Origin of the sequence: Nocardia yamanashiensis, assembly GCF_021183565.1 — a bacterium.
Classification (GTDB): Bacteria; Actinomycetota; Actinomycetes; order Mycobacteriales; family Mycobacteriaceae; genus Nocardia; species Nocardia yamanashiensis.
The window spans coordinates 8,107,267-8,131,823 of the sequence record NZ_CP089226.1; the positions used below are offsets into that span (position 1 = coordinate 8,107,267).

Annotated in this window: 22 protein-coding genes and 2 tRNA genes; 9 read left to right on the forward strand and 15 right to left on the reverse strand. The window is 68.3% G+C overall.

Annotated elements, in window-relative coordinates:
* The first annotated feature begins 35 nt into the window (after positions 1-35).
* Both adh and LTV02_RS37425 read left to right on the forward strand, forming a co-directional pair.
* On the forward strand, positions 36-1,559 hold the full coding sequence (gene adh, locus LTV02_RS37420) for an aldehyde dehydrogenase (RefSeq protein ID WP_067714861.1): 1,524 nt from the start codon (positions 36-38) through the stop codon (positions 1,557-1,559).
* Complete coding sequence (locus LTV02_RS37425; RefSeq protein WP_233036227.1) at positions 1,559-2,122, forward strand: DUF779 domain-containing protein; 564 nt, start codon at positions 1,559-1,561, stop codon at positions 2,120-2,122. The genes adh and LTV02_RS37425 overlap by 1 nt, the downstream gene beginning before the upstream one ends.
* Here LTV02_RS37425 and LTV02_RS37430 read toward each other — a convergent pair.
* Both LTV02_RS37430 and LTV02_RS37435 read right to left on the reverse strand, forming a co-directional pair.
* Positions 2,088-2,160 (reverse strand) — tRNA-Lys (locus LTV02_RS37430). The genes LTV02_RS37425 and LTV02_RS37430 overlap by 35 nt on opposite strands.
* Positions 2,161-2,203: 43 nt before the next feature.
* Positions 2,204-2,279: transfer RNA gene (locus LTV02_RS37435), tRNA-Lys, on the reverse strand.
* Positions 2,280-2,608: 329 nt separating this feature from the next.
* Here LTV02_RS37435 and LTV02_RS37440 point away from each other — a divergent pair.
* Positions 2,609-3,823: a L,D-transpeptidase gene (locus LTV02_RS37440; RefSeq protein ID WP_067714858.1), complete on the forward strand. Its 1,215-nt coding sequence runs from the start codon at positions 2,609-2,611 to the stop codon at positions 3,821-3,823.
* 84 nt (positions 3,824-3,907) lie between these two features.
* Here LTV02_RS37440 and LTV02_RS37445 read toward each other — a convergent pair whose 3' ends face one another.
* The 7 genes from LTV02_RS37445 to LTV02_RS37475 all read right to left on the reverse strand — a co-directional run bounded on the left by LTV02_RS37445 (position 3,908) and on the right by LTV02_RS37475 (position 12,694).
* Positions 3,908-4,300, reverse strand: a complete 393-nt coding sequence (locus LTV02_RS37445) for a hypothetical protein (protein ID WP_233036228.1) — start codon at positions 4,298-4,300, stop codon at positions 3,908-3,910.
* A gap of 116 nt (positions 4,301-4,416) precedes the next feature.
* Positions 4,417-5,064: a cyclase family protein gene (locus LTV02_RS37450; protein ID WP_233036229.1), complete on the reverse strand. Its 648-nt coding sequence runs from the start codon at positions 5,062-5,064 to the stop codon at positions 4,417-4,419.
* Between the two features lie 4 nt (positions 5,065-5,068).
* Entirely contained in the window at positions 5,069-5,416 is a 348-nt protein-coding gene (locus LTV02_RS37455; RefSeq protein ID WP_067714848.1) for a DoxX family protein, read from the reverse strand.
* Positions 5,417-5,476: 60 nt separating this feature from the next.
* Complete coding sequence (locus LTV02_RS37460) at positions 5,477-6,955, reverse strand: amino acid permease (RefSeq protein ID WP_233041882.1); 1,479 nt, start codon at positions 6,953-6,955, stop codon at positions 5,477-5,479.
* Positions 6,956-7,002: 47 nt separating this feature from the next.
* Positions 7,003-8,082: a Glu/Leu/Phe/Val family dehydrogenase gene (locus LTV02_RS37465; protein ID WP_233036230.1), complete on the reverse strand. Its 1,080-nt coding sequence runs from the start codon at positions 8,080-8,082 to the stop codon at positions 7,003-7,005.
* Between the two features lie 442 nt (positions 8,083-8,524).
* Positions 8,525-12,010, reverse strand: coding sequence for an indolepyruvate ferredoxin oxidoreductase family protein (locus LTV02_RS37470; protein WP_233036231.1), 3,486 nt, complete (start codon positions 12,008-12,010; stop codon positions 8,525-8,527).
* A gap of 192 nt (positions 12,011-12,202) precedes the next feature.
* A complete protein-coding gene (locus LTV02_RS37475; protein WP_233036232.1) occupies positions 12,203-12,694 on the reverse strand; it encodes an Lrp/AsnC family transcriptional regulator in 492 nt (163 codons plus the stop codon).
* A gap of 194 nt (positions 12,695-12,888) precedes the next feature.
* Here LTV02_RS37475 and argS point away from each other — a divergent pair, with 194 nt between their 5' ends.
* Together argS and LTV02_RS37485 are read left to right on the forward strand one after the other, a co-directional pair.
* Positions 12,889-14,616, forward strand: a complete 1,728-nt coding sequence (argS, locus tag LTV02_RS37480) for an arginine--tRNA ligase (protein WP_233036233.1) — start codon at positions 12,889-12,891, stop codon at positions 14,614-14,616.
* 66 nt (positions 14,617-14,682) lie between these two features.
* Positions 14,683-15,240, forward strand: coding sequence for an LppP/LprE family lipoprotein (locus tag LTV02_RS37485; protein WP_233036234.1), 558 nt, complete (start codon positions 14,683-14,685; stop codon positions 15,238-15,240).
* A gap of 117 nt (positions 15,241-15,357) precedes the next feature.
* Here the strand turns inward: LTV02_RS37485 and LTV02_RS37490 are convergent, their stop codons facing one another.
* Positions 15,358-16,833, reverse strand: coding sequence for an FAD-dependent monooxygenase (locus LTV02_RS37490; protein ID WP_233036235.1), 1,476 nt, complete (start codon positions 16,831-16,833; stop codon positions 15,358-15,360).
* A gap of 101 nt (positions 16,834-16,934) precedes the next feature.
* Between LTV02_RS37490 and LTV02_RS37495 the strand changes: the two genes are divergently transcribed.
* Positions 16,935-17,600, forward strand: coding sequence for a TetR/AcrR family transcriptional regulator C-terminal domain-containing protein (locus LTV02_RS37495; RefSeq protein WP_233036236.1), 666 nt, complete (start codon positions 16,935-16,937; stop codon positions 17,598-17,600).
* On the opposite strand, the gene LTV02_RS37500 is transcribed toward LTV02_RS37495, so the two are convergent.
* Entirely contained in the window at positions 17,576-18,193 is a 618-nt protein-coding gene (locus tag LTV02_RS37500) for a class I SAM-dependent methyltransferase (RefSeq protein WP_233036237.1), read from the reverse strand. The two genes, LTV02_RS37495 and LTV02_RS37500, sit on opposite strands and share 25 nt — an antisense overlap.
* A 230-nt stretch (positions 18,194-18,423) precedes the next feature.
* On the opposite strand from LTV02_RS37500, the gene LTV02_RS37505 reads away from it, so the two are divergent.
* Complete coding sequence (locus LTV02_RS37505) at positions 18,424-19,803, forward strand: cytochrome P450 (RefSeq protein ID WP_233036238.1); 1,380 nt, start codon at positions 18,424-18,426, stop codon at positions 19,801-19,803.
* Here the strand turns inward: LTV02_RS37505 and LTV02_RS37510 are convergent.
* A complete protein-coding gene (locus LTV02_RS37510; protein WP_233036239.1) occupies positions 19,739-20,659 on the reverse strand; it encodes a terpene synthase family protein in 921 nt (306 codons plus the stop codon). The genes LTV02_RS37505 and LTV02_RS37510 overlap by 65 nt on opposite strands.
* A gap of 193 nt (positions 20,660-20,852) precedes the next feature.
* On the opposite strand from LTV02_RS37510, the gene LTV02_RS37515 reads away from it, so the two are divergent.
* Positions 20,853-21,716: an NAD-dependent epimerase/dehydratase family protein gene (locus LTV02_RS37515; RefSeq protein ID WP_233036240.1), complete on the forward strand. Its 864-nt coding sequence runs from the start codon at positions 20,853-20,855 to the stop codon at positions 21,714-21,716.
* Positions 21,717-21,737: 21 nt separating this feature from the next.
* Here the strand turns inward: LTV02_RS37515 and LTV02_RS37520 are convergent, their stop codons facing one another.
* Together LTV02_RS37520 and LTV02_RS37525 are read right to left on the reverse strand one after the other, a co-directional pair.
* Positions 21,738-22,394 (reverse strand): response regulator, encoded by a 657-nt coding sequence (locus tag LTV02_RS37520; protein WP_233036241.1) that lies wholly within the window; start codon positions 22,392-22,394, stop codon positions 21,738-21,740.
* On the reverse strand, positions 22,391-23,530 hold the full coding sequence (locus LTV02_RS37525; protein WP_233036242.1) for a sensor histidine kinase: 1,140 nt from the start codon (positions 23,528-23,530) through the stop codon (positions 22,391-22,393). Before LTV02_RS37525 ends, LTV02_RS37520 begins: the two co-directional genes overlap by 4 nt.
* 158 nt (positions 23,531-23,688) lie before the next feature.
* Here LTV02_RS37525 and LTV02_RS37530 point away from each other — a divergent pair, with 158 nt between their 5' ends.
* A complete protein-coding gene (locus LTV02_RS37530) occupies positions 23,689-24,114 on the forward strand; it encodes a DUF6326 family protein (protein ID WP_233036243.1) in 426 nt (141 codons plus the stop codon).
* A gap of 10 nt (positions 24,115-24,124) precedes the next feature.
* Here LTV02_RS37530 and LTV02_RS37535 read toward each other — a convergent pair whose 3' ends face one another.
* Positions 24,125-24,490: a hypothetical protein gene (locus LTV02_RS37535; RefSeq protein ID WP_233036244.1), complete on the reverse strand. Its 366-nt coding sequence runs from the start codon at positions 24,488-24,490 to the stop codon at positions 24,125-24,127.
* Between the last annotated feature and the right edge of the window lie 67 nt (positions 24,491-24,557).

The following is a 24,557-nucleotide window of genomic DNA, read 5'->3' on the forward strand; positions in this document are numbered from 1 at the left end:
GTCACACCGACCGTCAGCTGACCGAGGAGCTTCGCATGACCGTCTTCGCCCGTCCCGGAACCCCCGATGCCGCAATGGCTTACCGGCCCCGGTACGACAACTGGATCGGCGGGCAGTGGGTGGCGCCCGTCAAGGGACAGTACTTCGCGAACCCGACCCCGGTGACCGGCGAGACCTTCTGCGAAATCGCCCGCGGCACCGCCGAGGACATCGAACTCGCGCTCGACGCCGCGCACGCCGCCGCACCGGCCTGGGGCAAGACCTCGGCGGCCGAGCGCGCGGTCATCCTGAACAAGATCGCAGACCGGATCGCGGAGAACCTCGAGGCCATCGCGCTCGCCGAGAGCTGGGACAACGGCAAGCCCATCCGGGAAACCCTCAATGCCGACATCCCCCTCGCCATCGACCACTTCCGGTACTTCGCGGGAGCCATTCGGGCACAGGAGGGTTCGCTCTCGGAGATCGACGCCGACACCGTCGCCTACCACTTCCACGAACCGCTCGGCGTGGTCGGCCAGATCATCCCCTGGAACTTCCCCATCCTGATGGCCACCTGGAAGCTCGCGCCCGCACTGGCCGCCGGCAATGCCGTGGTGCTCAAGCCCGCCGAGCAGACGCCCGCCTCCATCATGTTCCTGATCGAACTCATCGGGGATCTGCTGCCGCCCGGCGTCGTCAATATCGTCAACGGCTTCGGCGTGGAGGCGGGCAAGCCTCTCGCGTCCAGCCCGCGCATTCGCAAGATCGCCTTCACCGGCGAGACCACCACCGGCCGGCTGATCATGCAGTACGCCTCGCAGAACCTGATCCCGGTCACCCTGGAGCTGGGCGGCAAGAGCCCGAACATCTTCTTCTCCGATGTGCTCTCCGGCGACGCCGACTTCCAGGACAAGGCCCTGGAAGGCTTCACCATGTTCGCGCTCAACCAGGGCGAGGTGTGCACCTGCCCGTCGCGCGCGCTCATCCAGGCCGATATCTACGACGAGTTCCTGGCGCGGGCGGTGGCGCGCACCGAACTGGTCCGCCAGGGCGATCCCCTCGACACCGACACCATGATCGGCGCGCAGGCCAGCAACGATCAGCTGGAGAAGATCCTGTCCTATATCGAGATCGGCAAGGGCGAGGGCGCGAAACTGCTCACCGGCGGCGAGCGCGCCGATCTGGGCGGCGACCTGTCCGGCGGCTACTACGTGCAGCCGACCATCTTCACCGGCGACAACGCCATGCGCATCTTCCAGGAGGAGATCTTCGGCCCGGTGGTGTCGGTGACCTCGTTCGAGGACTACGAGCAGGCCATCGCCATCGCCAACGACACGCTCTACGGTCTCGGCGCGGGCGTCTGGTCGCGGGACGGATCCACGGCCTACCGCGCGGGCCGCGATATCCAGGCCGGCCGGGTGTGGACCAACACCTATCACCAGTACCCCGCGCACGCGGCCTTCGGCGGCTACAAGCAGTCCGGCATCGGCCGCGAGAACCATCGCGCCATGCTCGACCACTACCAGCAGACCAAGAACCTCCTGGTCAGCTACGCCTCGAAGGCTCAGGGCTTCTTCTGATGCCCGCACCCCGCCGGGTACGTGCCACCGCGGCGGCGATGGACCTGCTCCGTCGCCTCCGCGCGGCACACGGCCCGCTCATGCTGCACCAGTCCGGCGGCTGCTGCGACGGCTCGGCCCCGATGTGTTACCCCGCAGGCGAATTCATCGTCGGCGACCGCGACATCCTGCTCGGCCTGCTGGACCTGCGCCTGGGCCCGGACGAGATCCCGAGTACCGCACCGGATTCCGGCGACACCGCACCGGTCTGGATCTCCGGCCCCCAGTTCGCCGCCTGGCGGCACACCCAGCTCATCCTCGACGTGGTCCCCGGCCGCGGCTCGGGCTTCAGCCTGGAAGCCCCGGAAGGCATGCGATTCCTCAGCCGCGCACGAGTTTTCGACCTGCACGAACAGGAGGCGCTGGCGGAGTCGCCGGAATTGACCGGCGAGATGTGGGAACAAGGAATGCGGCCCACCGCGGCAGCCGTGGAGGCCCAGGTGGTCGTCTTCGCCGCCGATGCGTGCCCGGTACCCGGGCCCTCCGCTGTGCGCCATCAGGGACTCGAACCCCGAACCCGCTGATTAAGAGTCAGCTGCTCTGCCAATTGAGCTAATGGCGCCTGGCATTCGAAAGCCCCGGCAACAGTGTTGCCGGGGCCTTCGTGGTGCGCCATCAGGGACTCGAACCCCGAACCCGCTGATTAAGAGTCAGCTGCTCTGCCAATTGAGCTAATGGCGCGTACTTCGCTGCCGGAGGTGATCCGGCGGCTCTGCGGTGCGGAAAGAAGATTAACAGGGATGCCGCGGGAAAGTGAAATCGGCTGGTTGGAGGGGGTTTTGTCGGGATGGCAAAGATTCGTTCACGGTGTTAACGCGCGAGGCCCCGGCGGGGATGTAGGGGTGAGCCCTGCGGGGGCGGACGGCTTGGTCGTTGGTCGGGGCTTGGACCTGGCAGAATGTTCCGAGCGTGGTCTCGACCGATTCCGCAGGCGTGGCTGGTCGAGCAGGCGTGGTCGGGGCCGGGTCCCGGAGGCCGACTGCGCACCGAGACGTGAAGTGGGGTTGCAAATGATCGCAGGTCAGGGCCGGCGCCGGTCGAGGAAGTTGCTCGGATCCGTGGCGGTGTTGTCCGTACTAGCGCTGGCGGTAGCCGGCTGTTCGGGGGGATCGTCGAAGGACTCCTCCACTGTCGCAATCGATTCCAATCCGCTCAGCGAGCTGGTGAAGCCGAAGCTGCTGGCGCCGGTCAAGGACGGTCAGAAGGGCGTTTCGCCCGGCGATCCGCTGGTGTTGAAGGTCGAGGACGGCAAGCTCACCAATGTGACGCTGACCAACCCCGAGGGCAAGCCGGTGGCCGGCGAGCTCGCGCCGGACGGGCTGTCCTGGAAGTTGACCGAGCAGTTGGGTTTTGCGCGCACCTACAAGCTGGCGGTGGACGCCATCGGGCTGGGCGGTGCGGCCAACACCACTATGAGCTTCAGCACCATTTCGCCGAACAATCGCACCCACCCGTACCTGCTGCCGGGCGAGAACGAGACGGTCGGCATCGGTCAGCCGGTGGCCATCCAGTTCGACGAGAACATCCCCGACCGCAAGGCCGCCCAGGCCGCGATCAAAATCACCACCACGCCCGCCGTGCAGGGCGCCTTCTACTGGGTGAACAACCGCGAAGTGCGCTGGCGGCCCGAGCATTTCTGGGCGCCGGGCACCAAGGTCGATGTGGCCGTGGGCGTTTACGGCAAGGATCTGGGCAACGGCCTGGTCGGCGATTCGGACATCACCTCGACCTTCACCGTCGGCGATTCCATGGTCTTCACCGCCGACGACAACACCCACATGGTGACCGTGGAGAAGAACGGCCAGGTGATCAAGACCATGCCGACCTCGATGGGCAAGAACTCCACGCCCACCGACAACGGCGTCTACATCATCGCCGACCGGCACGAGAAGATCATCATGGATTCCTCCACCTACGGCGTGGCGATCAACGCGCCCGACGGCTACAAGACGCCGGTGGACTACGCGACCCGAATGTCCTACTCGGGCATCTTCTTCCATTCGGCCCCGTGGTCGGTGGGTGCGCAGGGGTCCTACAACACCAGCCACGGCTGCCTCAACCTGAGCCCCAGCGACGCCCGCTGGGTCTTCGAGAACGCCAAGCGCGGCGATATCGCCATCGTCAAGAACACCGTCGGCGGCACGCTGTCCGGCGTGGACGGGCTGGGCGACTGGAACATTCCGTGGGAGCAGTGGAAGGCCGGCAACGCCGACGACAACCGCTGATCCTGAAACACGGAAGGGCACCGGCATAGCGCCGGTGCCCTTTTTCATGCTCGAACCAGTCGGTCCCCGGGAAGCGCCGGGAGGCTACTTCTTGGTGCCGGTGCCGGGGATGGTGTCGCCGGGCTTGACGGTCATGGAGTTGCAGCCGAACGAAGCCTCACCGGAGATCGGCACGGCACTGCCCAGCGCCATGCACAGGTTCTTGAAATCGCCGAAGATCAGCTTGTCCAGATTGGGCAGCCCGAAGGAGCCGGTGCCGGTCGAACCGGTGGAGGCCAGCCCGCCCGAACTGCCGGCGCTCTGCACCGAGCCGCCGCCCGCGCTCCCGGTCACCGCGGTCATCACATCCTCGTCGGCCTTGTCCTTGGAGTCGGTGGCGGCGGCATCGGTGAGCACGATTTCCGCGGATGCGGTGCCCGCCGTCGCGGTGAGAATGGCTGCGGTGGCCAGCAAAGTGGTTAGGGCGGAACGGTTCACAATGAGCGGCTTTCTTCTTCGAGCGCGAATTCGGGGGCCCCGACACCCCCGTGTCGGAAGAAGTCTACGAAGATCGAGTGGGCCGCGCCACAGAATCAGATACAGTGACGTTTCAGTCACATGCCGATGCGTGCCACCGCCCGCACCGGAGCGCCGTCCGCGCCCGGCAGATACAGCGGGAAAAGGGAAACGTCGAGGTCGTGCCCCGCGTGCTGGGCCGCCAGCAGTTCGGGCAGATTGGTGAGATTCTCGGCGATGACCGCGTGCGCGCCGCAGAGGATGCGATGCACCGGGATCTCGTGCGCCGGGGTGGGGTCCACGCTGAGCGCGTCGATGCCGATGGTGCGGACGCCGGAGTCGATCAGATAGCTCGCGGCCTCCGGGGTGAGATACGGGTGGGCCAGGTAGTCGATGGTGCCCCAATGCGCCGACCAACCGGTCGCGATCAAAACGATGAGGCCGGCGGACACCCGCCCCTCGAAATATTCGCGCCCGATCGCACCGCGCGGTTCCAGCCCGCGCGCGTCCACCACCACCGCCCGGCCCGTGAACCGTTCCAGCGGGAGCATTTCCAGGGTGGGCAGCGCATCGTCGATATGCGCGGGGGCGTCCACGTGCGTCCCGGTCTGCGAACCCAGATCCAGATGCAGCACGTTCACCCCGTCGGCGGCGACGGTGAGCGCGGGCGTGATGCGCACTTCCGGATCGCCGGGATAGACCGGCATTCCGGTGCGCAGCGGAACCGACAGGTCGATCAGGCGCATGCGCTCATCGTGCCAGTTGCAAGGCCAGCGCGGCCGCGGCGGGAACCAGATACAGCACCGGGAAGATGGCCGTCCCGTACGACTTGGCGCGGATGGTGGTGGCCACCGCACCGGCGAAGTACAGGATCAGCCCGATCGCGGCCGCCACCCCGATGGCCGGGATGAAGAACCCGGCCACCAGGCCCAGCGCGCCCGCCGCCTTGGCCGCCGCCAGGGGCGTCCACCAGGTCTGCGGCACCCCGTACTGGACCAGCGGCTGCACCACGAAGTCCTTGCGGGTGGCGAGCGAGAAGCCCGAGAAGCCGATCCACAGGGCGGCGGCGACGGCGACGATGTGGTACGCGGTGTTCATTGAAATCACTGTCCTTCCAAGCGGTTCCACCGTGGTCGGTGGTTCGCCTGGATGACGACGTCAGGTCCGCGAGTGTGACATGAGATCCGGGTCACTCGGCGCGGCCGCCTTGCCCAGCACCGAATGCCGGCGGCTGTAGGCGAAGTAGACGACGGTGCCGATGGCCATCCAGATCACGAAGCGCAGCCAGGTCTCGATGGACAGGTTCAGCATCAGCCACAGGCAGGACAGCGCGGCCAGGATGGGGATGAGCGGCACCAGGGGGACGCGGAAGCCGCGCTTCAGGTCCGGGCGGGTGCGGCGCAGGATGATCACGCCGATCGACACCAGCACGAACGCGACCAGGGTGCCGATATTGACCATCTCCTCGAGCGTGCCGAAGTCGACGAACCCGGCCAGCAGCGCGCAGACCACGCCGACGATCACGGTCAGCCGGACCGGGGTGCCCTTGGCGCCGGTGTGGGCCAGGCCGCGGGGCAGCAGGCCGTCGCGGGACATGGCGAACAGCACCCGGGTCTGGCCCAGGTACATGACCATGACCACGGTGGACAGGCCCGCGAGCGCGCCGATCGAGATGATGTTCTTCACCCACATATCGCCGTGGATGGCGAAAGCCGTTGCCAGGGTGGCGTTTCCGCCCGCCAGCTCGGTGTAGGGCACCATGCCGGTGAGGATCAGCGAGACCGCCACGTAGAGCACGGTGACGATGGCGAGGGAGCCCAGGATGCCGCGCGGCACATCGCGCTGCGGGTTGCGGGTCTCCTCCGCGGTGGTGGCGACGACGTCGAAGCCGATGAAGGCGAAGAACACCAGGCTGGCGGCGGCGAGCAGGCCGTACCAGCCGTAGCTGGTGCCGCCGGAGCCGGTGAGGAAGGCGAACAGCGACTGGCGCACACCCTCGGCCTTCTCCGACGGCTGGGCCGGCGGAATGTACGGGGTCAGGTTCGAAGCCTTGAAATACGTTGCGCCGACGACCAATACGAGGGCGATGACCGCGAGCTTGATGGCGACGGCGATGGCGGAGACGCGAGAGGAGAGTTTGGTGCCGGTCGCCAGCAGCGTTCCGACCACGGCGATGATGAGCACCGCGCCCCAGTCGAAGTGGATCGAGCCGAGTTCCAGAATCGGTGGGCGGGAACCGAGTACCTCGCCGAGGTACTGCGACCACCCCTTGGCCACCACCGAGACGGCCAGGGCGAATTCCAGGATCAGGTCCCAGCCGATGATCCAGGCGATCACCTCGCCGAAGGTGGCGTACGCGAAGGTGTAGGCGCTGCCCGCCACCGGCACCGTCGAGGCGAACTCGGCGTAGCAGAGCGCGGTCAGCCCGCAGGCGATGGCCGCGAACACGAACGCCAGCGAAACCGCCGGTCCCGCAACGGAACCGGCGGTGCGGGCGGTCAGGGTGAAGATGCCCGCGCCGATGACCACCGCGACGCCGAAGATGGTGAGATCCCGGGCCGTGAGGTCCTTGCGTAGCTTGGAATCCGGTTCGTCGGTGTCCCGGATGGACTGTTCAACCGATTTGGTGCGGAACATTCCGCTGGCGAACGACACTGTTCATTTCCTCTCTGGTACCGCTGCGATCAGATCGACCGCGGAATGGCGTCGAGCCGGCGCTCGGCGAAACGATTGGCGGCCGCGCCGGTGCCGATGCCCTCGGCGCGGGCGGCCGCGATGATGTCCCGGCAGCGGTCGAAGATGCCCCTCACGTCATCTTCGACCGCCTCCGGAGTGGCTCGGCGCAGTTCGCCTTCCACCTGGATGAGCCCGCCGGCGTTGGCGACGAAATCGGGCACCCAGGTGATGCCGCGCTCGTTCAGCGCGAATTCGACCTCGGGGGTGGCGAGCTGGTTGTTGGCCGCGCCGCAGACCAGCTTGGCTTCGATGGCCTCGGCGCTCGAGGCGGTGAGCGTGCCGCCCAGGGCGCACGGGGCGTACACGTCGACGGGCGCGGTGGCCACGGTGCTCAGCAGGCGCACCGACGGGTGATCGGCCGAAACACGCTGTAGCGCGGCCTCGTTCACGTCGGTGACGCACACCTCCGCGCCGTCGGCCAGCAGCAGTTCGATGAGTTCGCGCCCGACCTTGCCGACGCCCTCGACGCCCACCGTACGATTCGCCAGCGACGGTGCGCCCCAGACGGATTCGGCTCCCGCGCGCATGGAGTGGAAGACGCCCAGCGCGGTCAGCCGGGCGCTGTCACCCGAGCCGCCCGCGGCCACACTGCGACCGGTCACGTAGCGGGTGTGCTGCCCGATGATGTCCAGGTCGTCGGTATTGGTGCCCACGTCGCCCGCCGTGATGTACCGGCCGCCAAGGGTTTCCACGAACCGCGCGTACGCGGCGAGCAGCTCGGGCGTCTTGTGCACGGCCGGATCGCCGATGATGACCGCCTTGCCGCCGCCCAGATTCACCCCGGCCGCAGCGGCTTTGTACGTCATGCCCCACGACAGCCGCAGCACATCCTGCAACGCCGCGAACTCGTCCGCGTACGGGTAGAACCGCGTCCCGCCCAGCGCCGGACCCAGCGTGGTCGAGTGAATGGCGATGATCGCCTTCAACCCCGTCTTGTCGTCCTCACAGAACATCACCTGCTCGTGCCGACGGGCGCTCAGCTCCTCCGAGCGACCGAAAACCCCTGCGTCGGTGTGCAGTACAGACACTGTCGATCCTTTCCTGATTGCCCCGCCTCGTGGGCGTCCGGGCAGTTTTCGTCATTCCCGCCGGTGTTCGGCCGGAATCTCCCGCGCCGGTGCGATGGCCGGTACGGATCCCGGCCGAAAGCGCGCCGGGTGGATGGGTATGCAGATGTCGGGACGCGGGCCGGTGCCCGGCCCGGGGCGGCGGGCCGCCTCTTGTCTCCGGCGTTTTCTGTTGCCGTGCCGGTCACGTGTCGGGAGTTTCCCGTCGCCGGGTCGGCCACGCGCCCGGTACTTCTCTCGCCCGGAATGCTCCGCCGACCGGACTCGCCCGCCAAGGTGGCGAGAAATTCCTGGTGGCTGGAGCCGTCCCGGTCGCCGGACCGTTTTCCGGTCGGCGGAGCTTCCCGGTGGCCGGACTTCCGTGCTGCCCGGAGCTGACGCCTGAACATTGCCGGGTGATCGGTCAGTTGCCGAAGCCGAGTTCGCGCAAGCGGTTTCGGTACAGTTCCACATTGCCGAGCTTGATGTCCTCGTAGCCGCGGACCAGGTCGGGTAGGGCGGCGGCCTCGGCGGCGGTGTCGTAGTTCGCCGGGGTGAGCACGGAGGCGAGCCGGTGTACGAGGTCGGTGTACTCGGCGAGCAGCTCTCGCTCCACCTTTCGTACGTGGGCGTAGCCGAACGGGTCGAGCTTGGTGCCGCGCAGGGCCTTGCCCTTGGCGAGAAGCTTCAGCGCCACATGGGATTTCGGGGCGAGGCCGATCTTCTTCTTGCGGCCCATGGCCCGCAGCACCGGGGGATGCAGTTTGTAGGTGAGGTTCTCGCCGCCGGGGACCTGGGCCTGCACTTCGGCCAGGAAGGCGGGATCGACCAGCAGGCGGGCGACCTCGTACTCGTCCTTGTAGGCGGTGAACTTGTACAGGCCGCGCGCCACGGCCTGGCTGAACTCGGTGCGTTCGGTGACCGAACGTTCCGCCTGCCAGGCGAAGTGGACCGTATCGATGTAGCGACGTGCGACCTTCTCGTTCTGGTAGCCGATCAGTTCGGCGGCACGCAGTTCGACCAGGCGCTCGACCTCGCCGTCGAAGCTGGTGTTCGCCAGGAGGTGCGCCGGAACCTCGGGCCGATTGCGTTGCGGCAGTGCGGTTTCGGTCGCCTTCGCGAAGGCGGCGGGGTCGGCGATGGCCACCCGGCCCCAGCGGAAGGCGGCGATATTGGCCGCCACCGCGACACCGTTGATGCCGATGGCCTCCTCGATCGCGGCGGCGGGCAGGCGCAGGCCGCCGGTCTGGAAGGCCGCGCCGACCATCAGGAAGTTGGCGGCGGCGGTATTGCCGAAGAGCCGTTCGGCGGCGGCCAGCGCGTCGAACGAACGCTGCGAATTCGACATCGTGGCAAGACGATCCAGCAGCGGCGCGGTGTCCGGGTACGGCACCGACTTGTCGTAGACCATATCGCCGGTGGGGGTGCGGCTGGTCGAGGCGACGGCGATGGTGCGCGCCGGATCGCCGTAGGCCAGGTTCTTCGGGTCGGTCGCGGTCAGCAGGTCGATGGCGACGATGCAGGTGGCGCTGCCCGGGGTCAGCCGGTTCGACGGCTCCAATTCCGTTGCGGAGAAACGCAAGTGGGACAGCACCGGTCCGGCCTTCTGGCTCAGGCCGATCTGGTCCAGGCTCTCCACCGCGTATCCGGCGCGCAGCGCGGCCGTTGCCAGCACCTGGTTGACGGTGACGATGCCGGTGCCGCCGATCCCGGCGATGAGCACGTTCTGGGTGCCAGCTGGTGCGCCGAGACCCGGGTCGGCCACCGCCGGCGGCTCCGCCTTCTCGGTGACCTTGCGGGAACCCTTGCGCCCCTTCGCATCCGGCTTCACCTCGACCGTCACGAATGACGGGCAATCGCCGTCCAGGCAGCTGTAATCGGTATTGCAGGAGGTCTGATCGATCCGCGTCTTGCGCCCGAACTCGGTCTCGACCGGTTGCACGGACAGGCAATTGGATTTGGTGCCGCAGTCACCGCAGCCCTCGCACACCGCCTCGTTGATCACCACGCGGGTATTGCGCACCGGCAAGGTCCCGCGCTTGCGCTGCCGCCGTGCGTCGGCCGCGCAATGCTGGTCGTAGATCAGCACGGTCACGCCCTCGATCTCGCGCAACATCCGCTGCGCCTCGTCGAGCCTATCCCGATGCCACAGCAGCGTGCCCTTCGCGAGCGCTTTCCGATTGTGCCGCTTGGGTTCGTCGGCGCAGATGATGATCCGCTTGACGCCCTCCACGGTCAGCTTGTGCGTCAGCTGCGCGACCCCGAGCCCGCCCTCGACGTCCTGCGCGCCGGTCATGGCGACCACTTCGTTCCACAACAGCTTGTAGGTGATGTTCACCCCGGCCGCGACGCACGCCTGAATGGCCAGCTGCCCGGAATGGAAGAAGGTCCCGTCACCGATGTTCTGGAACAGGTGAGGCACGTCGGTGAACGGCGCCTGCCCGATCCACTGGCTGCCCTCGCCGCCCATCTGGGTGAGCCCGGTGACGGCGCTGTCGCTGCGCCCCGACATGGTGACCAGGGTGTGGCAGCCGATACCGCCGCCGCCGATCGAACCCTCCGGAATGGCGGTGGAGCGATTGTGCGGGCAGCCGCTGCAGAAATAGGGGGTGCGCTTGGCGGACAGCACTTCCAGCGAAAGCGCGGGCGGCGGAGCCTTTTTCAGCTCCACGTGATCGCGCAGCACCCGCCGCAGCGGGGCGAGCAGGCGGCCCGCGGTCAGCTCGCCGTCGAACGGCATGAGCGGCGCGCCGCGACCGTCCAGCTTGCCGACGATGCGCGGGGCATCGACCGTGCCGTACAGGATTTCGCGGATCTGGGTCTCGATGAACGCCGTCTTGTCCTCGACCACGATCAGCTCGTGCAAGCCCTGCGCGAACTCGGTGACCCGCTGCGCGCCCACCGGATAGGGCATTCCGATGCGTAGCAGGCGAATTCCGGCGCGGTGCAGCGCGGCATCGTCGACGCCGAGATCCACCAGCGCCTGCCGGACCGCGTCGAAGGTGGTGCCGGTGGCGGCGATACCGAGCTTCGCCCCGCTCGGATTCACCTCGATCACATCGAGGGCGTTGAGCGCGCCGTAGGCCCGCACCGTCTCCCAGCGCGGTCCGTACAGGTCCGCCTCGGCCAGCACGCTGTCGGTCGGCGCCGCCATCGGCCGCTGCCGGTAGGTGAAAGTCTTTCCCTCCCACTGCACTTCGGGCACGGTGATCGCCAGGTCGGCGACCGAGCCGTCCACCGTCCAGGCCCCGTCGGCGACATCGGCCACGATCTTCATGGCCACCACGCAGCCCGAGGCCCGCGACAGCGCCACGCCGTGCAGCCCCATCGTCACGATCTCCTCGGCATTGCGCGGGAACAGCACCGGCACGCCCATCGCGGCCAGGGAGCGTTCGCTCACCGCGGGCACCGTCGAGGATTTCGACGCCGGATCGTCGCCGACCAGCAGCAGCACCCCGCCGCGGGCATTGACCCCGTACATGTTCGCGTGCCGGATGGCATCGGTGGCGCGGTCGACGCCCGGCCCCTTGCCGTACCAAACCCCCACGACCCCATCGTGTGTCGCGCGCCCGGCGGGCAGATCGGCCTGGCTGCCCCACACCGCGGTCGCCGCCAGTTCCTCGTTGAAGCCCGGCACGAACGTGATGTCGTGCTCGGCCAGCACATTCGGCATGCCGGCCAGCATCTTGTCCACGCCGCCCAGCGGGCTGCCCTGATAGCCGGAGACGAAGGTGGCGACCCGCCGGCCCGCCCGGATATCCCGCACATGCTGTTCCACCAGCAGTCTCGCGATGGCCTGCACCCCGGTCAGCAGGACCGGGCCCGCTCCGGAGCGGTAGCGATCGGCGAGATCGTAGGGCGTGGCCGCCGCCAACTGCGGCAGTGCGGGCACCCAGGCAACGTCGGTCATGAACAGTCACCACACTTTCCGCGGCCCAGGTCGTGAGCCCGCGAACGAAGGACGAAGCAATCGGTGCAGCGAAATCTGCCGTCCCGTGTGACCGGTGTCAACAACCGCCGGAAAAGTTGATCAATCTGCTCAAAAGTGATCTATCGCACTACGGCGTACACATCATTCTGCTCGGTCCGCGGGAGACCCACGTCACACTACGCCGTCGCCCGGTTGCTTGGTCAGCTGCTCCACCAGCGGCAGCGACCGGTACTCGATCGGCGTCGCCAGCGCCAGCATCGTCTCGGTGTGCTTGACCCCCGGTACCGAATGCACCCGCTGAATGATCCCCAGCAGATCCTGCTGCGACCGCGCCGCGATCCGCACCAGCAGATCGGCGCGCCCGGTGGTCGCGTGCACCTCCAGCACGTTCGGGAACTCCCGCAGCGCCTCCACGATGTCGTCCATCTTGTTCTGATCCAGCTCCACCCCCAGAAACGCGTGCACCCCGAACCCCACCGCCGCCAGATCCACATCCGGCGCATACCCCCGCACCGCCCCCGACCCCTCCAGCCGCTTCATCCGCGCCTGCACCGTATTCCGCGCCACCCCCAACCGCTGCGCCAACTCCAGAATCGGCACCCGCGGATCCCGCGCCAACTCCGCCAGCAACGCCGAATCCAGCGCATCGATCTTGATACTCATCCCTCTATGTTCGCCGACATAGCGCGGATCTCGGACCTGCTGCACCGAACTGGAATGCGGTGACCATGAATATTCCAGCGCGCATATCGGCAGCCGAACCCTCGCGGATCGACAACGTCACCAGCCGCATATCGGCAGTCGACGCCCGAAATAATGCGGTGAAACCCGCCCGGGCGCGCACCTAGGGTGGCTGCATGAAAACCCTGGAACAGGTGCTGCGGGAACGGCTGGCGCGGGCATTCGCGGAGGTCGGCGGGGAAGACGCCGATCCGGTGGTGCAGCGTTCGCAGCGCGCGGATTTCCAGGCGAACGGGGCGCTGGCGCTGGGGAAGCGGCTGGGGATGGCGCCGCGGGAGGTCGCCGGGCGGGTGCTCGCGGCGGCGGAACTGGATGATCTGGCCGGTGCGGTCGAGGTGTCGGGGCCTGGGTTCATCAATATGACCGTCGATGACGCGGTGCTGGGGCGGCTGGTGGGGGCGGTGAACGCGGATGTGCGGCTGGGGGTGCCGGCGGCGGTGCGGCCGGAGACCGTGGTGGTCGATTACAGCGCGCCGAATGTGGCCAAGGAGATGCATGTCGGGCATCTGCGGTCGACGGTCATCGGGGATGCGGCGGTGCGGGTGCTGGAATGGGCCGGGCATCGGGTGATCCGGCGGAATCACCTGGGGGACTGGGGGACTCCGTTCGGGATGCTGATCGAGCACATGGCCGATATCGGGGATGCCGAAGCGGTGCGGGAACTGTCGGTGGGGGATCTGTCGGGGTTCTATACGGCCGCTCGGAAGAAGTTCGACGCGGATGACGGGTTCAAGGAACGGGCTCGGCTGCGGGTGGTCGCCTTGCAGGGCGGCGACGCGGCGACGCTGCGGTTGTGGCGGTTGCTGGTCGTGGAATCGAAGCGCTACTTCGGGACCGTGTACGAACAGCTCGGGGTGCGGTTGACCGAGGCGGACTTCGTCGGCGAATCGGCCTACAACGATCGGCTCGGGGCAGTAGTGGACGACCTGGAGCGGCTGGGGTTGCTCGCGGTCAGCGCGGGGGCGCAGTGCGTTTTCCCGGATGGGTTCACCGGGCGGGACGGGCAGCCGCTGCCGTTGATCGTGCGCAAGTCGGACGGCGGATTCGGTTATGCGGCAACCGATCTGGCGGCTATCCGGAATCGGGTCGAGGATCTGGAGGCCACCCGGCTGCTGTACGTGGTCGGGTCGCCGCAGGCGCAGCATTTCGGGATGGTGTTCGCCACCGCGCGGGCAGCGGGGTGGCTGGCGGATCCGGCGCGTGCCGAGCACATCGGGTTCGGGTCGGTGCTGGGCGGCGACGGCAAAGTGCTGCGGAGCCGGGCCGGGGGCACCGTCAAGCTGGTCGAATTGCTGGCCGAGGCGCGGCAGCGGGCCGCGGCCGTGGTGGCGGCGAAGAGCCCCGAGCTGTCGGCCGCCGAACAGGCCGAGGTCGCCGCCCAGGTCGGAATCGGCGCGGTGAAATACGCGGACCTGTCCACCGATCGGACCCGGGACTACGTCTTCGATTTCGACCGGATGCTGGGCCTGGAAGGCAATACCGGACCGTATCTGCAATACGCGCACGCCCGGACCCGGTCGCTGTTCCGCAAGAGCGGCGGTGAACCGGTGCGGGACGGTGCGCCGGTGATCGTGGCGGCGGCGGCCGAGCGGGCGCTGGCCCTCGAACTGCTCGCTTTCCCGGACGTTTTCGCCGACGTCGTCGAGAGCCTGGCGTTCCATCGGCTGGCCGGCTATCTCTTCGGCGTGGCCTCCGCGTTCGCCGCCTTCTACGAGCGGTGCCCGATCCTCAAAGCGCCCGATCCGGACGTGCGGGCATCCCGGCTGGCGCTGACCGACCTGACCGGCCGTACGCTGAGCGCCGGGCTGGGCATGCTCGGGATCGGGGCGCCGGACCGGATGTAGCCGCGGATAACGCGGGCACCCGCTGGCCCGATGACCAGCACGAAGCGCGCACTCGGAGGGGAATCGATGAAAATCAGGTCGGCGGCAATGGTTTCGCTGGTGGCGGGCGTGATGGTCGCAGTCAGCGGGTGTAGCGGCTCCTCGGGGACACCGCAGGCGGCAACGTCGGAGCAGACGGCGCCGGCCGCGCAGCAGAACAAGGGCGCGCCGGCGGGGAGCGGCCACGGACTGTGCTTCGACCTGAACTCGGGCCTGGCGAACGAGAGCGTGAAGCGGCTGAGCGCGGCCCCGATCGGCACCTGGTCGATCGGGCTGGCCAGTGACGATCCCATCTCCGCGGGGTGCGACGGGGTGCTGTCGTGGATGACGGTGAACACCGATACCAACCATCCGTACACGCACGTTCTGTTCTTCACCGGCGGCGAATATCTGGGCACCGCGACCGCCGAGCCGTACATGTTCACGGTGATAGCCGGGAAGACGCGCAATACCGTGTCGGTGACCTACCGGTGGACCCAGAACAACGACCCGATGTGCTGCCCGCAGGGCGGGCCGAGCACCGTCGTCTACACCCTGAACGGGACCACCGTGCAGGCGAAGGGCCAGTTCCCGCCGCACAATTGACCAGCGCCTCGGCGGCGCCCGCCGGTGGTTGCCGCCGCCGTACGGTCTGCAACTCGCGCGGGACCACCGGGGCCGGCGTGGTGGATACCGCGTCCGCCGCGGCTTATCCAGCCGCGATCAGCGGGCCGCACCGACCCATTCGGTGAGCGCCTCGGTGAGGCCGGTGGTGTCCGATCCGTCAGCTGCCCAGGCGACGTAGCCGTCGGGGCGGACGAGAACAGCTGCGGGGGAGGGGATTTCACCTGATTCCGGGGCTGCCCAGCGGCGGGCGGTCTCGGCGGTGACGACGTTGACCAAGCCCTGCCACGCGCCGAGGTCGGGTACCTCGGTTCCATTGAGCGCCAGCAGGATCGGGCGCGCGGTGCGCTGGAGTTCGGCGACCCGGGTGGCTCCGGTCGCGGTGGTGAGGTCGGCGTCGGGGATGCGGCGGCCCGCCAAGGGGTGATCGCATTTCGTGTCGTAGCGGATGTCCAATGCGGTGATCATCAGGCCGAGCCGCCTGCGGACCGCGTCCATATCGATGAGATCGCTCATGACGTCGCGCAGGGCGTCGGTGTGCGCGCCGGGACGCATGAGAGCGGTCTGGGCGCGGGTGTTGTGCAGCACGCGCGCGGCGATCGGGTGGCGCTCGGATTCGTAAGTGTCCAGCAGGCTTTCGGCGGCATCGCCCCGCACGACGGCGCCCAGCTTCCAGCCGAGATTGACCGCGTCCTGAATGCCGAGGTTCTGTCCCTGACCACCCGCGGGGTAGTGGATGTGCGCGGCGTCGCCGGCCAGGAACACGCGCCCGGCGCGGTAGTGATCGGCCTGGCGGGCCGCGTCGCCGTAGTGGCTCACCCAGCGCGGGCTGTGCATACCGAAGTCGGTGCCCGCGAGTTCGGTGAAATGGGCGCGGAATTCGTCGAAGGTGAGTTCGGCGCCGCGCGCGAGCACCACGTCGTGGCGCTGTACGACCAGGCGGTACCAGCCGGGCTGGAACTGCACGGCCGAGAAATCGCCCGCGCCGCCGCGGTGCGCGAAGAAGGGCTGGGCGGGCGGATCGGTGAGCTCGACATCGGCGAGCATGCCGGTGACGGTGGCGTCGGTGCCGCTGAAACCGATGCCCGCGAGCTTGCGCACCGAGCTGCGGCCGCCATCGCAGCCGACCAGGTAGGCGGCCCGGATGCGGCGCGGCTCGGCCCCGCCGATCTCGACCTCGATGCCGGTGGCGTCCTGCCGGAACCCGGTGACCGGCGACGACCACTGCACCACGGCGCCCAATTCGCCTGCGCGCCCGTCGAGTTCACGTTCGATGATCGATTGCAGGATGGCGAGCATATGCGGCTGCCGGGTCTCGAAGTCGCTGAAATCCAGGGACAGCCCGCCGAAATGCCCGGCCTGCATGAGCCGGCCCTGCGGCAGCAGCCGGTCCAGCAGGCCGCGGCCGTCGAGGATCTCCATACTGCGGGCGTGGATGCCACCGGCGCGGGATTCGCCGGTGCGCGCCGGGAGTCCGTCGACCAGCGTCACCCGCACCCCGGCCAGCCGCAATTCGCAGGCCAGCATCAATCCGGTCGGTCCGGCGCCCGCGATCACAACGTCCGTCGTCTCCATGACCCATCTCCTTAACGCTGTTAAATTCTTTAACGTTGTTAAGGAGACCAGAACGTTGTTAAGGTGTCAAGGGTGCGAAGAAGGCACGAAGGGAGCCGAACGTGAAACTCGACGTCAAAGCCATTGCGCAGACCGCGCTGGACCTGCTCGACGAAGCCGGACTGGACGGCCTCACCATGCGCAAGGTGGCGGGCGCGCTGAACGTGCAGGCGCCCGCGCTCTACTGGCACGTCAAGAACAAGCGTGAACTACTCGACGCGATGGCCGAGCAGGTGTTCCTCGCCGCCGTCGAAGGCATCGAGGCCCCGCGCCGGGGGGAATCCTGGCAGGACTGGCTGATCGGCCTGGCGCAGCGGCTGCGGCAAGCCATGCTGCGCTATCGCGACGGCGCGAAGGTGTTCGCCGGGACCTTCGTCGGCGACGAGACCCTGTGGCGCACCATCGAATTGACGCTGCGCACGCTCGAGGACGCGGGCTTCGAACCCACCGCGGCCGAACGCGTGTTCCCTATCCTGCTGCACTACACCACCGGTTTCGTCATCGAGGAACAAGCCCGCACCGGCATCGAATACGGCGAAAGTCCTTATGACGAAGGCGCTCTCGGCCAGCTCGTCGACGCCGGCCGCTACCCCCGCACCGCCCGGCTGGTCACCGATATGGCGGCCGCCGACCCCGATGTGGAATTCGAATACGCGTTGCGGGTGATCCTGACCGGCATCGAAACCCTCGAACGGGACGCCGGTCAGCGCGCGGCCACCCAGACGTAGTTGGGGATCAGCGGCCCGCCCGGACGCGGTACGCGGGACTGCCGGATGTCGTGGAATCCCGCGCCGATCAGCAGCCGGCGCATCTCGCGCGGGCTCGGCCAGCCGGCCTGCCCGAACGCCTGCCAGTTCAGAATGCGCTGGGCCGGAACGAGTCTGGGGTTGATCATCGCGATCACGGCGTGCCCGCCCGGGGCTAGGACGCGGTGGAATTCGGCCAGTGCGGCCGGCTTGTCGTAGAAGTGGAAGGACTCGGTGCAGGTGACGGCATCGACCGAGGCATCGGGCAAGGGCAGGTCCTCGGACCGCCCGTGCAGCCAATTCACCTGCGCGGAACGGGCTTCGGCCTTCGCGAGCATGCCTTCGGACAGATCGCAGCCGTAGATCTCCGCGGGCGACAGCTCGTCGAGCATGCGGGTGGTGAGCAGCCCGGTGCCGCAGCCGACATCCAGGATGCGAGTGGGCCGCAGCTCCCGCAGCTTGGTCATGACGTGATTCTGCTCGATCCGATACGTGTACCGCTGGACGATATCCAGGTCGTACAGCGCGGCGACGCGATCGAAGAGCGGGGCAACGAGATTCGTGGTGCTGACCATGCCACACCATAGCTGTCTGGGACGGTCTTCGGGAACTGTCGTTTCGATGAACTTTATCTCCGCGAACGTCAGCCGTTCCGAGCGCCGATCGACCGTCCTGCGCGAAGGACGCCGCCTGTCCCGCCCCGAGACACACCGGATGCCCGGCCTTCCAGCGCATACTGGAGGAGGTCATGCGGCCGCGGTCTCGATGGGACGGCCGGGCTTGCGCTCTCGTTGCAGGAGGCGGCATGTCAGCCGGGGGCTCGTCGTCGATCGCCACCGTGCCGTGGCGGTTGCCGATGCTCGGGCATATGGTTTCGCTGCTGCGGGACCCGTTGCGGTTCCTGGCTGGGCTGTCCTCACACGGTGATCTGGTGCGGGTCGGGCTCGGGCCGGTCACCGCGGTGGCGGTCTGCGATCCGCGGCTGACCGTGGAATTGCTGCGGCGGGACCGGGTTTTCGACAAGGGCGGGCCGCTGCTCGATCGGGTCCGGGAGATGCTCGGCGACGGGCTGGTCACCTGCCCGCACGCGATGCATAGGCGGCATCGGCGCTTGATCCAGCCCGCCTTCCATCCGGCGCGCACCGCCGGGTACGCGGCGGTGATGAGCGAGTGGATCGACGAGTTCACCCGGGCCTGGGACGACGGCCGGGTCATGGACGTCAAGGAGCGCATGCACGCGCTCACCTCCGGTGTGACCGCGGCGACGCTGTTCAGTCAGACTGTGCCGGAAGCTGTTTCGCTGAGCATGCTGCGGAACGTCGATCACGTGGTGCGGGCCATGATGCTGCGGACGGTGCTGCCGCCTGCGCTGCTGCGCGTGCCGACGCCGGGCAATCGGGCATACGAACGGGCGATCACGGAACTGCGAGGCGTGCTGGCGGAGATTATCGCGGCGCGCCGGGCCGCGGGGGTCGACCACGGAGATCTGTTGTCGGCCTTGATCGCCGCGCATGAGGAAGGGGCCGGGTTCACCGATGCCGAGATCAGCGATCAGGTCATCACTTTCTTCGTAGCGGGGACCGAAACCACCGGCACCGCACTGACCTGGGCGCTCGAACTGCTCGACCGGCATCCCGCCGTAGCGGCGCGGGTGCGTGCCGAAGTCGATGCGGCGCTGGACGGCCGGGCGGCCCGCTATGCGGATCTGCCGCGATTGAGCCTGACAGGCAGGGTCGTCACCGAGACGCTGCGACTGCGGCCACCGGTCTGGTTCGTCACTCGTACGGTCCGTGCGGACACCGAACTCGGCGGGCACCCGCTGGCGGCCGGTACGACGATCCTCTACAGCGCGTTCACCATTCAGCACCGGGCCGAACTGTATGCCGAACCCGGGCGGTTCGACCCGGACCGGTGGCTCTCGGCCGGCCCGCCGCGGCGCGGGAGCTTTCTGGCCTTCGCCGACGGGGCGCGCAAATGTATCGGTGAGAACTTCGCCATGACGGAGATGACCCTCGCGCTGGCGACCATCATGGCGCGATGGGAATTTCGCCCGGTGCCCGGCAACGACGCCCGGCCCGCCCGATCCGCGACGCTGCAACCCCGGCGGTTGCGCATGCGGGTCACCGCACGGGAACGGACTCCGGACCATCCGCGGGCAGCGGAGAATAGCGACCGGACTTCATGATCCAGCCGATATGCCCGCTGACCCAGTCGCAAACTCCGCGGCTGAACTCGGCGGCCGAACCGTCGTGCGAGTCTGTGAACCCGGCTGACAACTCCACCAGGGCGCACATGCGCGCATCCCGGAACGCGAGCACCTCGTCGATGGCGCCAGCGGTGTCACGCGCACCGTGCAAGGTTGCCGCGGTGACGCCATTGATGGGAAATTCCTCGTCCGGCCCGCTTTCCCGGGCGTAGGACAGCAGATCGTTGTCCAGATCGGCGAGGTCGGCGGCGGCCTTGACCAGTTCGGTCATGGGCTGCCCGCACAGCACCGCCGGCTGCACCTCGCAGCCCAGGCTGATATCGGTCAACATGAGGCAGGCGACATTGGCCCCGCCGAGGCGGCGCAGGTGCACGTAGCAGTCCAGCGGCGGCAGCGTGCGCGCCCGGCGGCGGCCCGCTTCCCAGAGCTTGGCGAGCAGATAGCGCTCGGTGTCGTCGGCCCAGCGCCGCCGCTGGACCGGGGATCCCATCTCCTCGACCCGGCGGTCCAGATCGCGCAGTGCTCGCGACACCGGCAGTTCTCGCTCGCGCGCCGCGCTCGGCGCTTCCAGCACGTGGATCAGATCGCCTATGACGGCGCTGAATTCGACCGGATCGCTGCCGATCCGGTTGGCGTCGCAGTACAGATCGTCGAAGGCGAACAGCCAGGTGATGAAATCCGTTGCCAGCTGCGCTCCTTCGCGTGATCCACGCGGATACGTATAGGAACCTAGCTCGGCGGGAGCGCCCGCCCAGAACTGCGTCTGTCGCGCCGCGGGCAGGACCTCGAACCGATCGAGCCAGCACCTGCTGTCCGCCGCCAGGGCTTTCCGCATCGGATGCACCGAACTCGGCAGGGGGCACCACAGTTCCACTCGGTCAGTATGCGGTCGAATCCCGCCCGTGAGCGCCGAAAGAGCAGGGTGCGCGCGAGGACTGGCGGAAACCCGCCGGTCGATATACCGTACGGGGGTATTGTTCGGGCGAGGATTGGGTGCCTGAGCGGCTGTTGCGATCAGGAGGATAGTAATGCGTGTGCTACTCATCGGTGCGGGCGGATATGTGGGTTCCGCTGTCGCCCAGCACCTCTCGGCCCTCGGGCACGAGATCGTGGCGCTCGAGCGTCCCGGCGCCGGGGTGAGTGCGTACGAGACTCGCACCGGTGACCTGACCGATCCGGCCTCGCTGACGGCCGCGGTCACCGCCGATATCGACGCGGTCGTCAATCTGGCTACGCCCAGCGGTGATCCGGCGGTCGACGCGGCCGCGGTGGTGGCGCTCACCGATCCGCTGCGCGGCACCGGCAAGCCGTTCGTCTACACCAGCGGCGTCTGGGTGCTCGGCGCGACCGACGGGGCCGACGAATCCTCGCCCGCCAACCCGATTCCCATCGTGGGCTACCGCCCCGACATCGAACGTCAGGTGCTCGCGCTCGCCGAGAGCGAGGTGCGCGCGGCGGTCGTCCGGCCGGGCATCGTGCACGGCCGCGGCGGCGGAATTCCGGCGCTGCTGGTCGATCTGGCGCGCAAGCACGAGGCGCCGGTGGTCGTCGCCGATCCGTCGGTGGTGTGGCCGATGGTGCACATCGACGATCTCGCGGACCTGTACGCGAAGGTCATCGACGCGGGTGCGGCCGGTTCGGTCTGGCATGCCATCAGCCAGCCTGCGGTGCCGGTCACCGATCTGGCCGTGGCGGCGGGCGCGGCGGCCGGCGTCTCGGGTGAGACGAAGGTCTGGCCGCTGGATGAGGCCCGTGCCGAACTGGGTGCGCTGTTCGCCGATGCGCTGGCGCTCAGTCAGACCGTGACCGGCCGTGCCGGGATCGAACAGCTGGACTGGGAACCCAAGGGGCTCGACGTGGTGTCGGATCTGACCAGCGGTTCCTACCGCTGAGTTCCGTTCGCCGGGGACGGTTCAGTCGGCTCGCACGCGCCGGGTGTCGTACGCCCACATGGCGATCTCGACGCGATTGCGGGCGCCGAGCTTGGTCATCAACGCGGCGACGTGGGATTTGACCGTGCTCAGGCCGACGAAGAGTTCGGCGGCGATCTCGGCGTTGGTCCGGCCGCGGGCCACCAGTGCGAGCACCTGCTCCTCGCGTTCGGTGAGCGGGTCGATGGGCTGGATCGGTACCACCGGCTTCTGACCGGCGAAGGTGGCCAGCAGGCGGCGGGTGACGTTGGGGGCGATCAGCGCGTCACCGCCGGCCGCCGCGTGAATGGCCTGTACGAGGAGTTCCGGGCCGGCGTCCTTGAGCAGGAAGCCGCGGGCGCCGGCGCGGAGCGCGCCGAGGACGTATTCGTCGAGGTCGAAGGTGGTGATCACGACGACCGCGATCGGGTTCGGCACATCCGGCCCGGCCAGGCGGCGCGTCACCTCGATGCCGTCGAGGCCGGGCATCCGGATGTCGGCGAGCAGGACATCGGGACGCAGCCGGGTCGCCAGGTCGAGTGCGGCGAGTCCGTCCGCGGCCTCGCCCACGACCTCGAGGCCGGGTTGCGCGCCGAGGATCATCACCAGTCCGGTCCGGACCAGGTCCTGATCATCGGCCACGACGACACGGATGCTCATGCCGGCACCGCCGCCGGCAGGACCGCCTCGACCACCCAGCCGCCCTCCGGTCCCGGTCCCGCACAGAGCGATCCGCCGAGGAGCTGGGCGCGTTCGGCCATGCCCAGCAGACCGAACCCGGGCGCGGGGGCCGGTCCCGGCTCGGTCCGGCCGTCGTCGCTGACGCGCAGCCGCACGGCGTCACCCTCGCGGTGCACGTCGATCCCGACCCGGGTCGCGTGCCGGGCGTGCCGTACGGCGTTGGTCAGCGACTCCTGCGCGAGCCGGTAGAGCGCGGCGTCGACCGATGGCGTCAGCCGCGTCAGCGAATTGTCCAGTGAGACTTCGACAATGAGCTTCGCGTCGGCGCGCGCCAGCCCGGGCAGGTCCGCGACGCCCGGCTCCGGTGCGTAGGCGACGGCTTCGTCCGACCGCAGCACCCGCACCATGGATCGCATCTCGGCCAGCGTTCGCGATGCTTCGGCCTCTATCGCGGCGAGGACCTCGGCGGCTTGCTCCGGCCGACTGCCGGCGACCACGCGACCGGCCTGCGCCTGCACCGCAATGGCCGAGACGTGGTGGGCCACGGTGTCGTGCAGTTCGCGCGCCAGCGCCACCCGCTCCTGATTGCGGATCTCGCGCCGCTGGCGCTGCCACAGGTCCGCGCGATAGCGGAACACCGCCGCGAGGGCGACGATCAACAGCAACAGGACGGTGCCGCCGAACACGTCGGCCCGGCCCGCGGCGGAGGCGTACATTCCCAGCGCGCCGACGATCGCCACGAACGTTGCGCCCGTGACGATCTCCCGTCCCGAACCCCACCGCACCAGCGAGTAGAGCAGGACCAGGACGGCCATCATGGCGTAGAGGCCGAGATCCCCGGTGTGCGTGGCCAACTGGAGGATCGAGAGCAGCCCGGCGACGCCCCACCCGGCCAGAACGGCCGGCAGGGGCCGCCGCCGCCGCCAGAGCAGGGCGGGAATCAGCGCCAGGGCGAGCACCGCCACCGCGGGCCGCCAGGTCAAACCCGGCCTGGCGATGCTCTCGACCAGGGCCGCGGTCGCGAACACGCCCACCAGCAGCCAGTCGAGACGCCCGATGGGTGGGGCGTCGACGGGCCGTGGCTCATGCCAGAGGGAGCGCCCGACGGTGATCACGGCTCCAGCCTAGGGATCGGCGGGCCGCGGCGTACCCGCCGAAAGTACTAGAGCGGGATCGTGCCATCGGCCGGGCGAACCCGGCCTCCGGGCCGGTGTGCCCGCCGCCTTGCTCGGCGATCGTGGACCCATCCATCCACACCAGACCGGAGCCCATGATGAGCACGCCTCGACCCAGCACTTTGCAAGACCAGCCGATCCCGGTGCGCGCCAAGCTCGCCGCAGCCTGGACGAGCTTCATGTTCCTCTACGCCTACGTGGACATTCTCAACTTCTTCACCCCCGGCGTCGTCCAGGACATCCTCGCCGGCAAGGTCTTCGAATTCGCTCTCTCCCAGACCTTTTCGACCACAGCACTGACCCTCATGGCCATCCCGATATTCATGATCACACTGTCGATGACGTTGCCGGCCAGAGCGAACCGCATGGCGAACCTCATCGTGGCTTCGCTCTACATCCCGGTCACGGTATTCAATATCGCGGGTGCGTCCTGGCTGTACTTCTACGGTCTCGGCATCGTTCTGGAATTGACCCTGCTCGCCCTCATCCTGCGCACCGCCTGGACCTGGCCGCACAGCGACTAGCACCGCACCGTCAATCCCACGCACCCAACGGGATGGCTCCCGGGGTCGGGGTGTCGGTGATGCGAACGTCAGTGGCGATCCCGATCTGCCCTTGTGTCAGGGGAATGAGGCATTCGAGCCGGGGATTGGCGGTCGGCGGGTAGGGGTCGTCGACACGGCCCATCTTGGATTTGAGGTACTGGAAGCCCTGGAACGACACACCGACGCAGGTGACTTCCAGATAGAAGGTGCCCTCACCGGCGCAATGCGCGCTCGCCCCGGTCAGCCAGCGATCTATGACGCAGTCTCGTGCCTGAGCCGCCGCCGAACCGCTCCCGACCGTGACCGCCGTCGCGGCAGCGGCGAGCAGAACCGAGGTCGCGATACTTCGAGTCATCCACATACCCGCCATTCTGGTTCGCCGGATCGGCCGGGGCGGTCAGCGACTTGTAGGAAAATGCGTG

Bases quoted from the DNA above. Each gene is read 5' to 3' on its own strand.
- adh (WP_067714861.1), top strand. From the start codon at position 36: ATGACCGTCTTCGCCCGTCCCGGAACCCCCGATGCCGCAATGGCTTAC.
- LTV02_RS37425 (WP_233036227.1), top strand. From the start codon at position 1,559: ATGCCCGCACCCCGCCGGGTACGTGCCACCGCGGCGGCGATGGACCTG.
- LTV02_RS37440 (WP_067714858.1), top strand. From the start codon at position 2,609: ATGATCGCAGGTCAGGGCCGGCGCCGGTCGAGGAAGTTGCTCGGATCC.
- LTV02_RS37450 (WP_233036229.1), bottom strand. From the start codon at position 5,064: ATGCGCCTGATCGACCTGTCGGTTCCGCTGCGCACCGGAATGCCGGTC.
- LTV02_RS37455 (WP_067714848.1), bottom strand. From the start codon at position 5,416: ATGAACACCGCGTACCACATCGTCGCCGTCGCCGCCGCCCTGTGGATC.
- LTV02_RS37460 (WP_233041882.1), bottom strand. From the start codon at position 6,955: ATGTTCCGCACCAAATCGGTTGAACAGTCCATCCGGGACACCGACGAA.
- LTV02_RS37470 (WP_233036231.1), bottom strand. From the start codon at position 12,010: ATGACCGACGTTGCCTGGGTGCCCGCACTGCCGCAGTTGGCGGCGGCC.
- LTV02_RS37475 (WP_233036232.1), bottom strand. From the start codon at position 12,694: ATGAGTATCAAGATCGATGCGCTGGATTCGGCGTTGCTGGCGGAGTTG.
- argS (WP_233036233.1), top strand. From the start codon at position 12,889: ATGAAAACCCTGGAACAGGTGCTGCGGGAACGGCTGGCGCGGGCATTC.
- LTV02_RS37485 (WP_233036234.1), top strand. From the start codon at position 14,683: ATGAAAATCAGGTCGGCGGCAATGGTTTCGCTGGTGGCGGGCGTGATG.
- LTV02_RS37490 (WP_233036235.1), bottom strand. From the start codon at position 16,833: ATGGAGACGACGGACGTTGTGATCGCGGGCGCCGGACCGACCGGATTG.
- LTV02_RS37500 (WP_233036237.1), bottom strand. From the start codon at position 18,193: ATGGTCAGCACCACGAATCTCGTTGCCCCGCTCTTCGATCGCGTCGCC.
- LTV02_RS37505 (WP_233036238.1), top strand. From the start codon at position 18,424: ATGTCAGCCGGGGGCTCGTCGTCGATCGCCACCGTGCCGTGGCGGTTG.
- LTV02_RS37510 (WP_233036239.1), bottom strand. From the start codon at position 20,659: ATGCGGAAAGCCCTGGCGGCGGACAGCAGGTGCTGGCTCGATCGGTTC.
- LTV02_RS37515 (WP_233036240.1), top strand. From the start codon at position 20,853: ATGCGTGTGCTACTCATCGGTGCGGGCGGATATGTGGGTTCCGCTGTC.
- LTV02_RS37520 (WP_233036241.1), bottom strand. From the start codon at position 22,394: ATGAGCATCCGTGTCGTCGTGGCCGATGATCAGGACCTGGTCCGGACC.
- LTV02_RS37530 (WP_233036243.1), top strand. From the start codon at position 23,689: ATGAGCACGCCTCGACCCAGCACTTTGCAAGACCAGCCGATCCCGGTG.
- LTV02_RS37535 (WP_233036244.1), bottom strand. From the start codon at position 24,490: ATGACTCGAAGTATCGCGACCTCGGTTCTGCTCGCCGCTGCCGCGACG.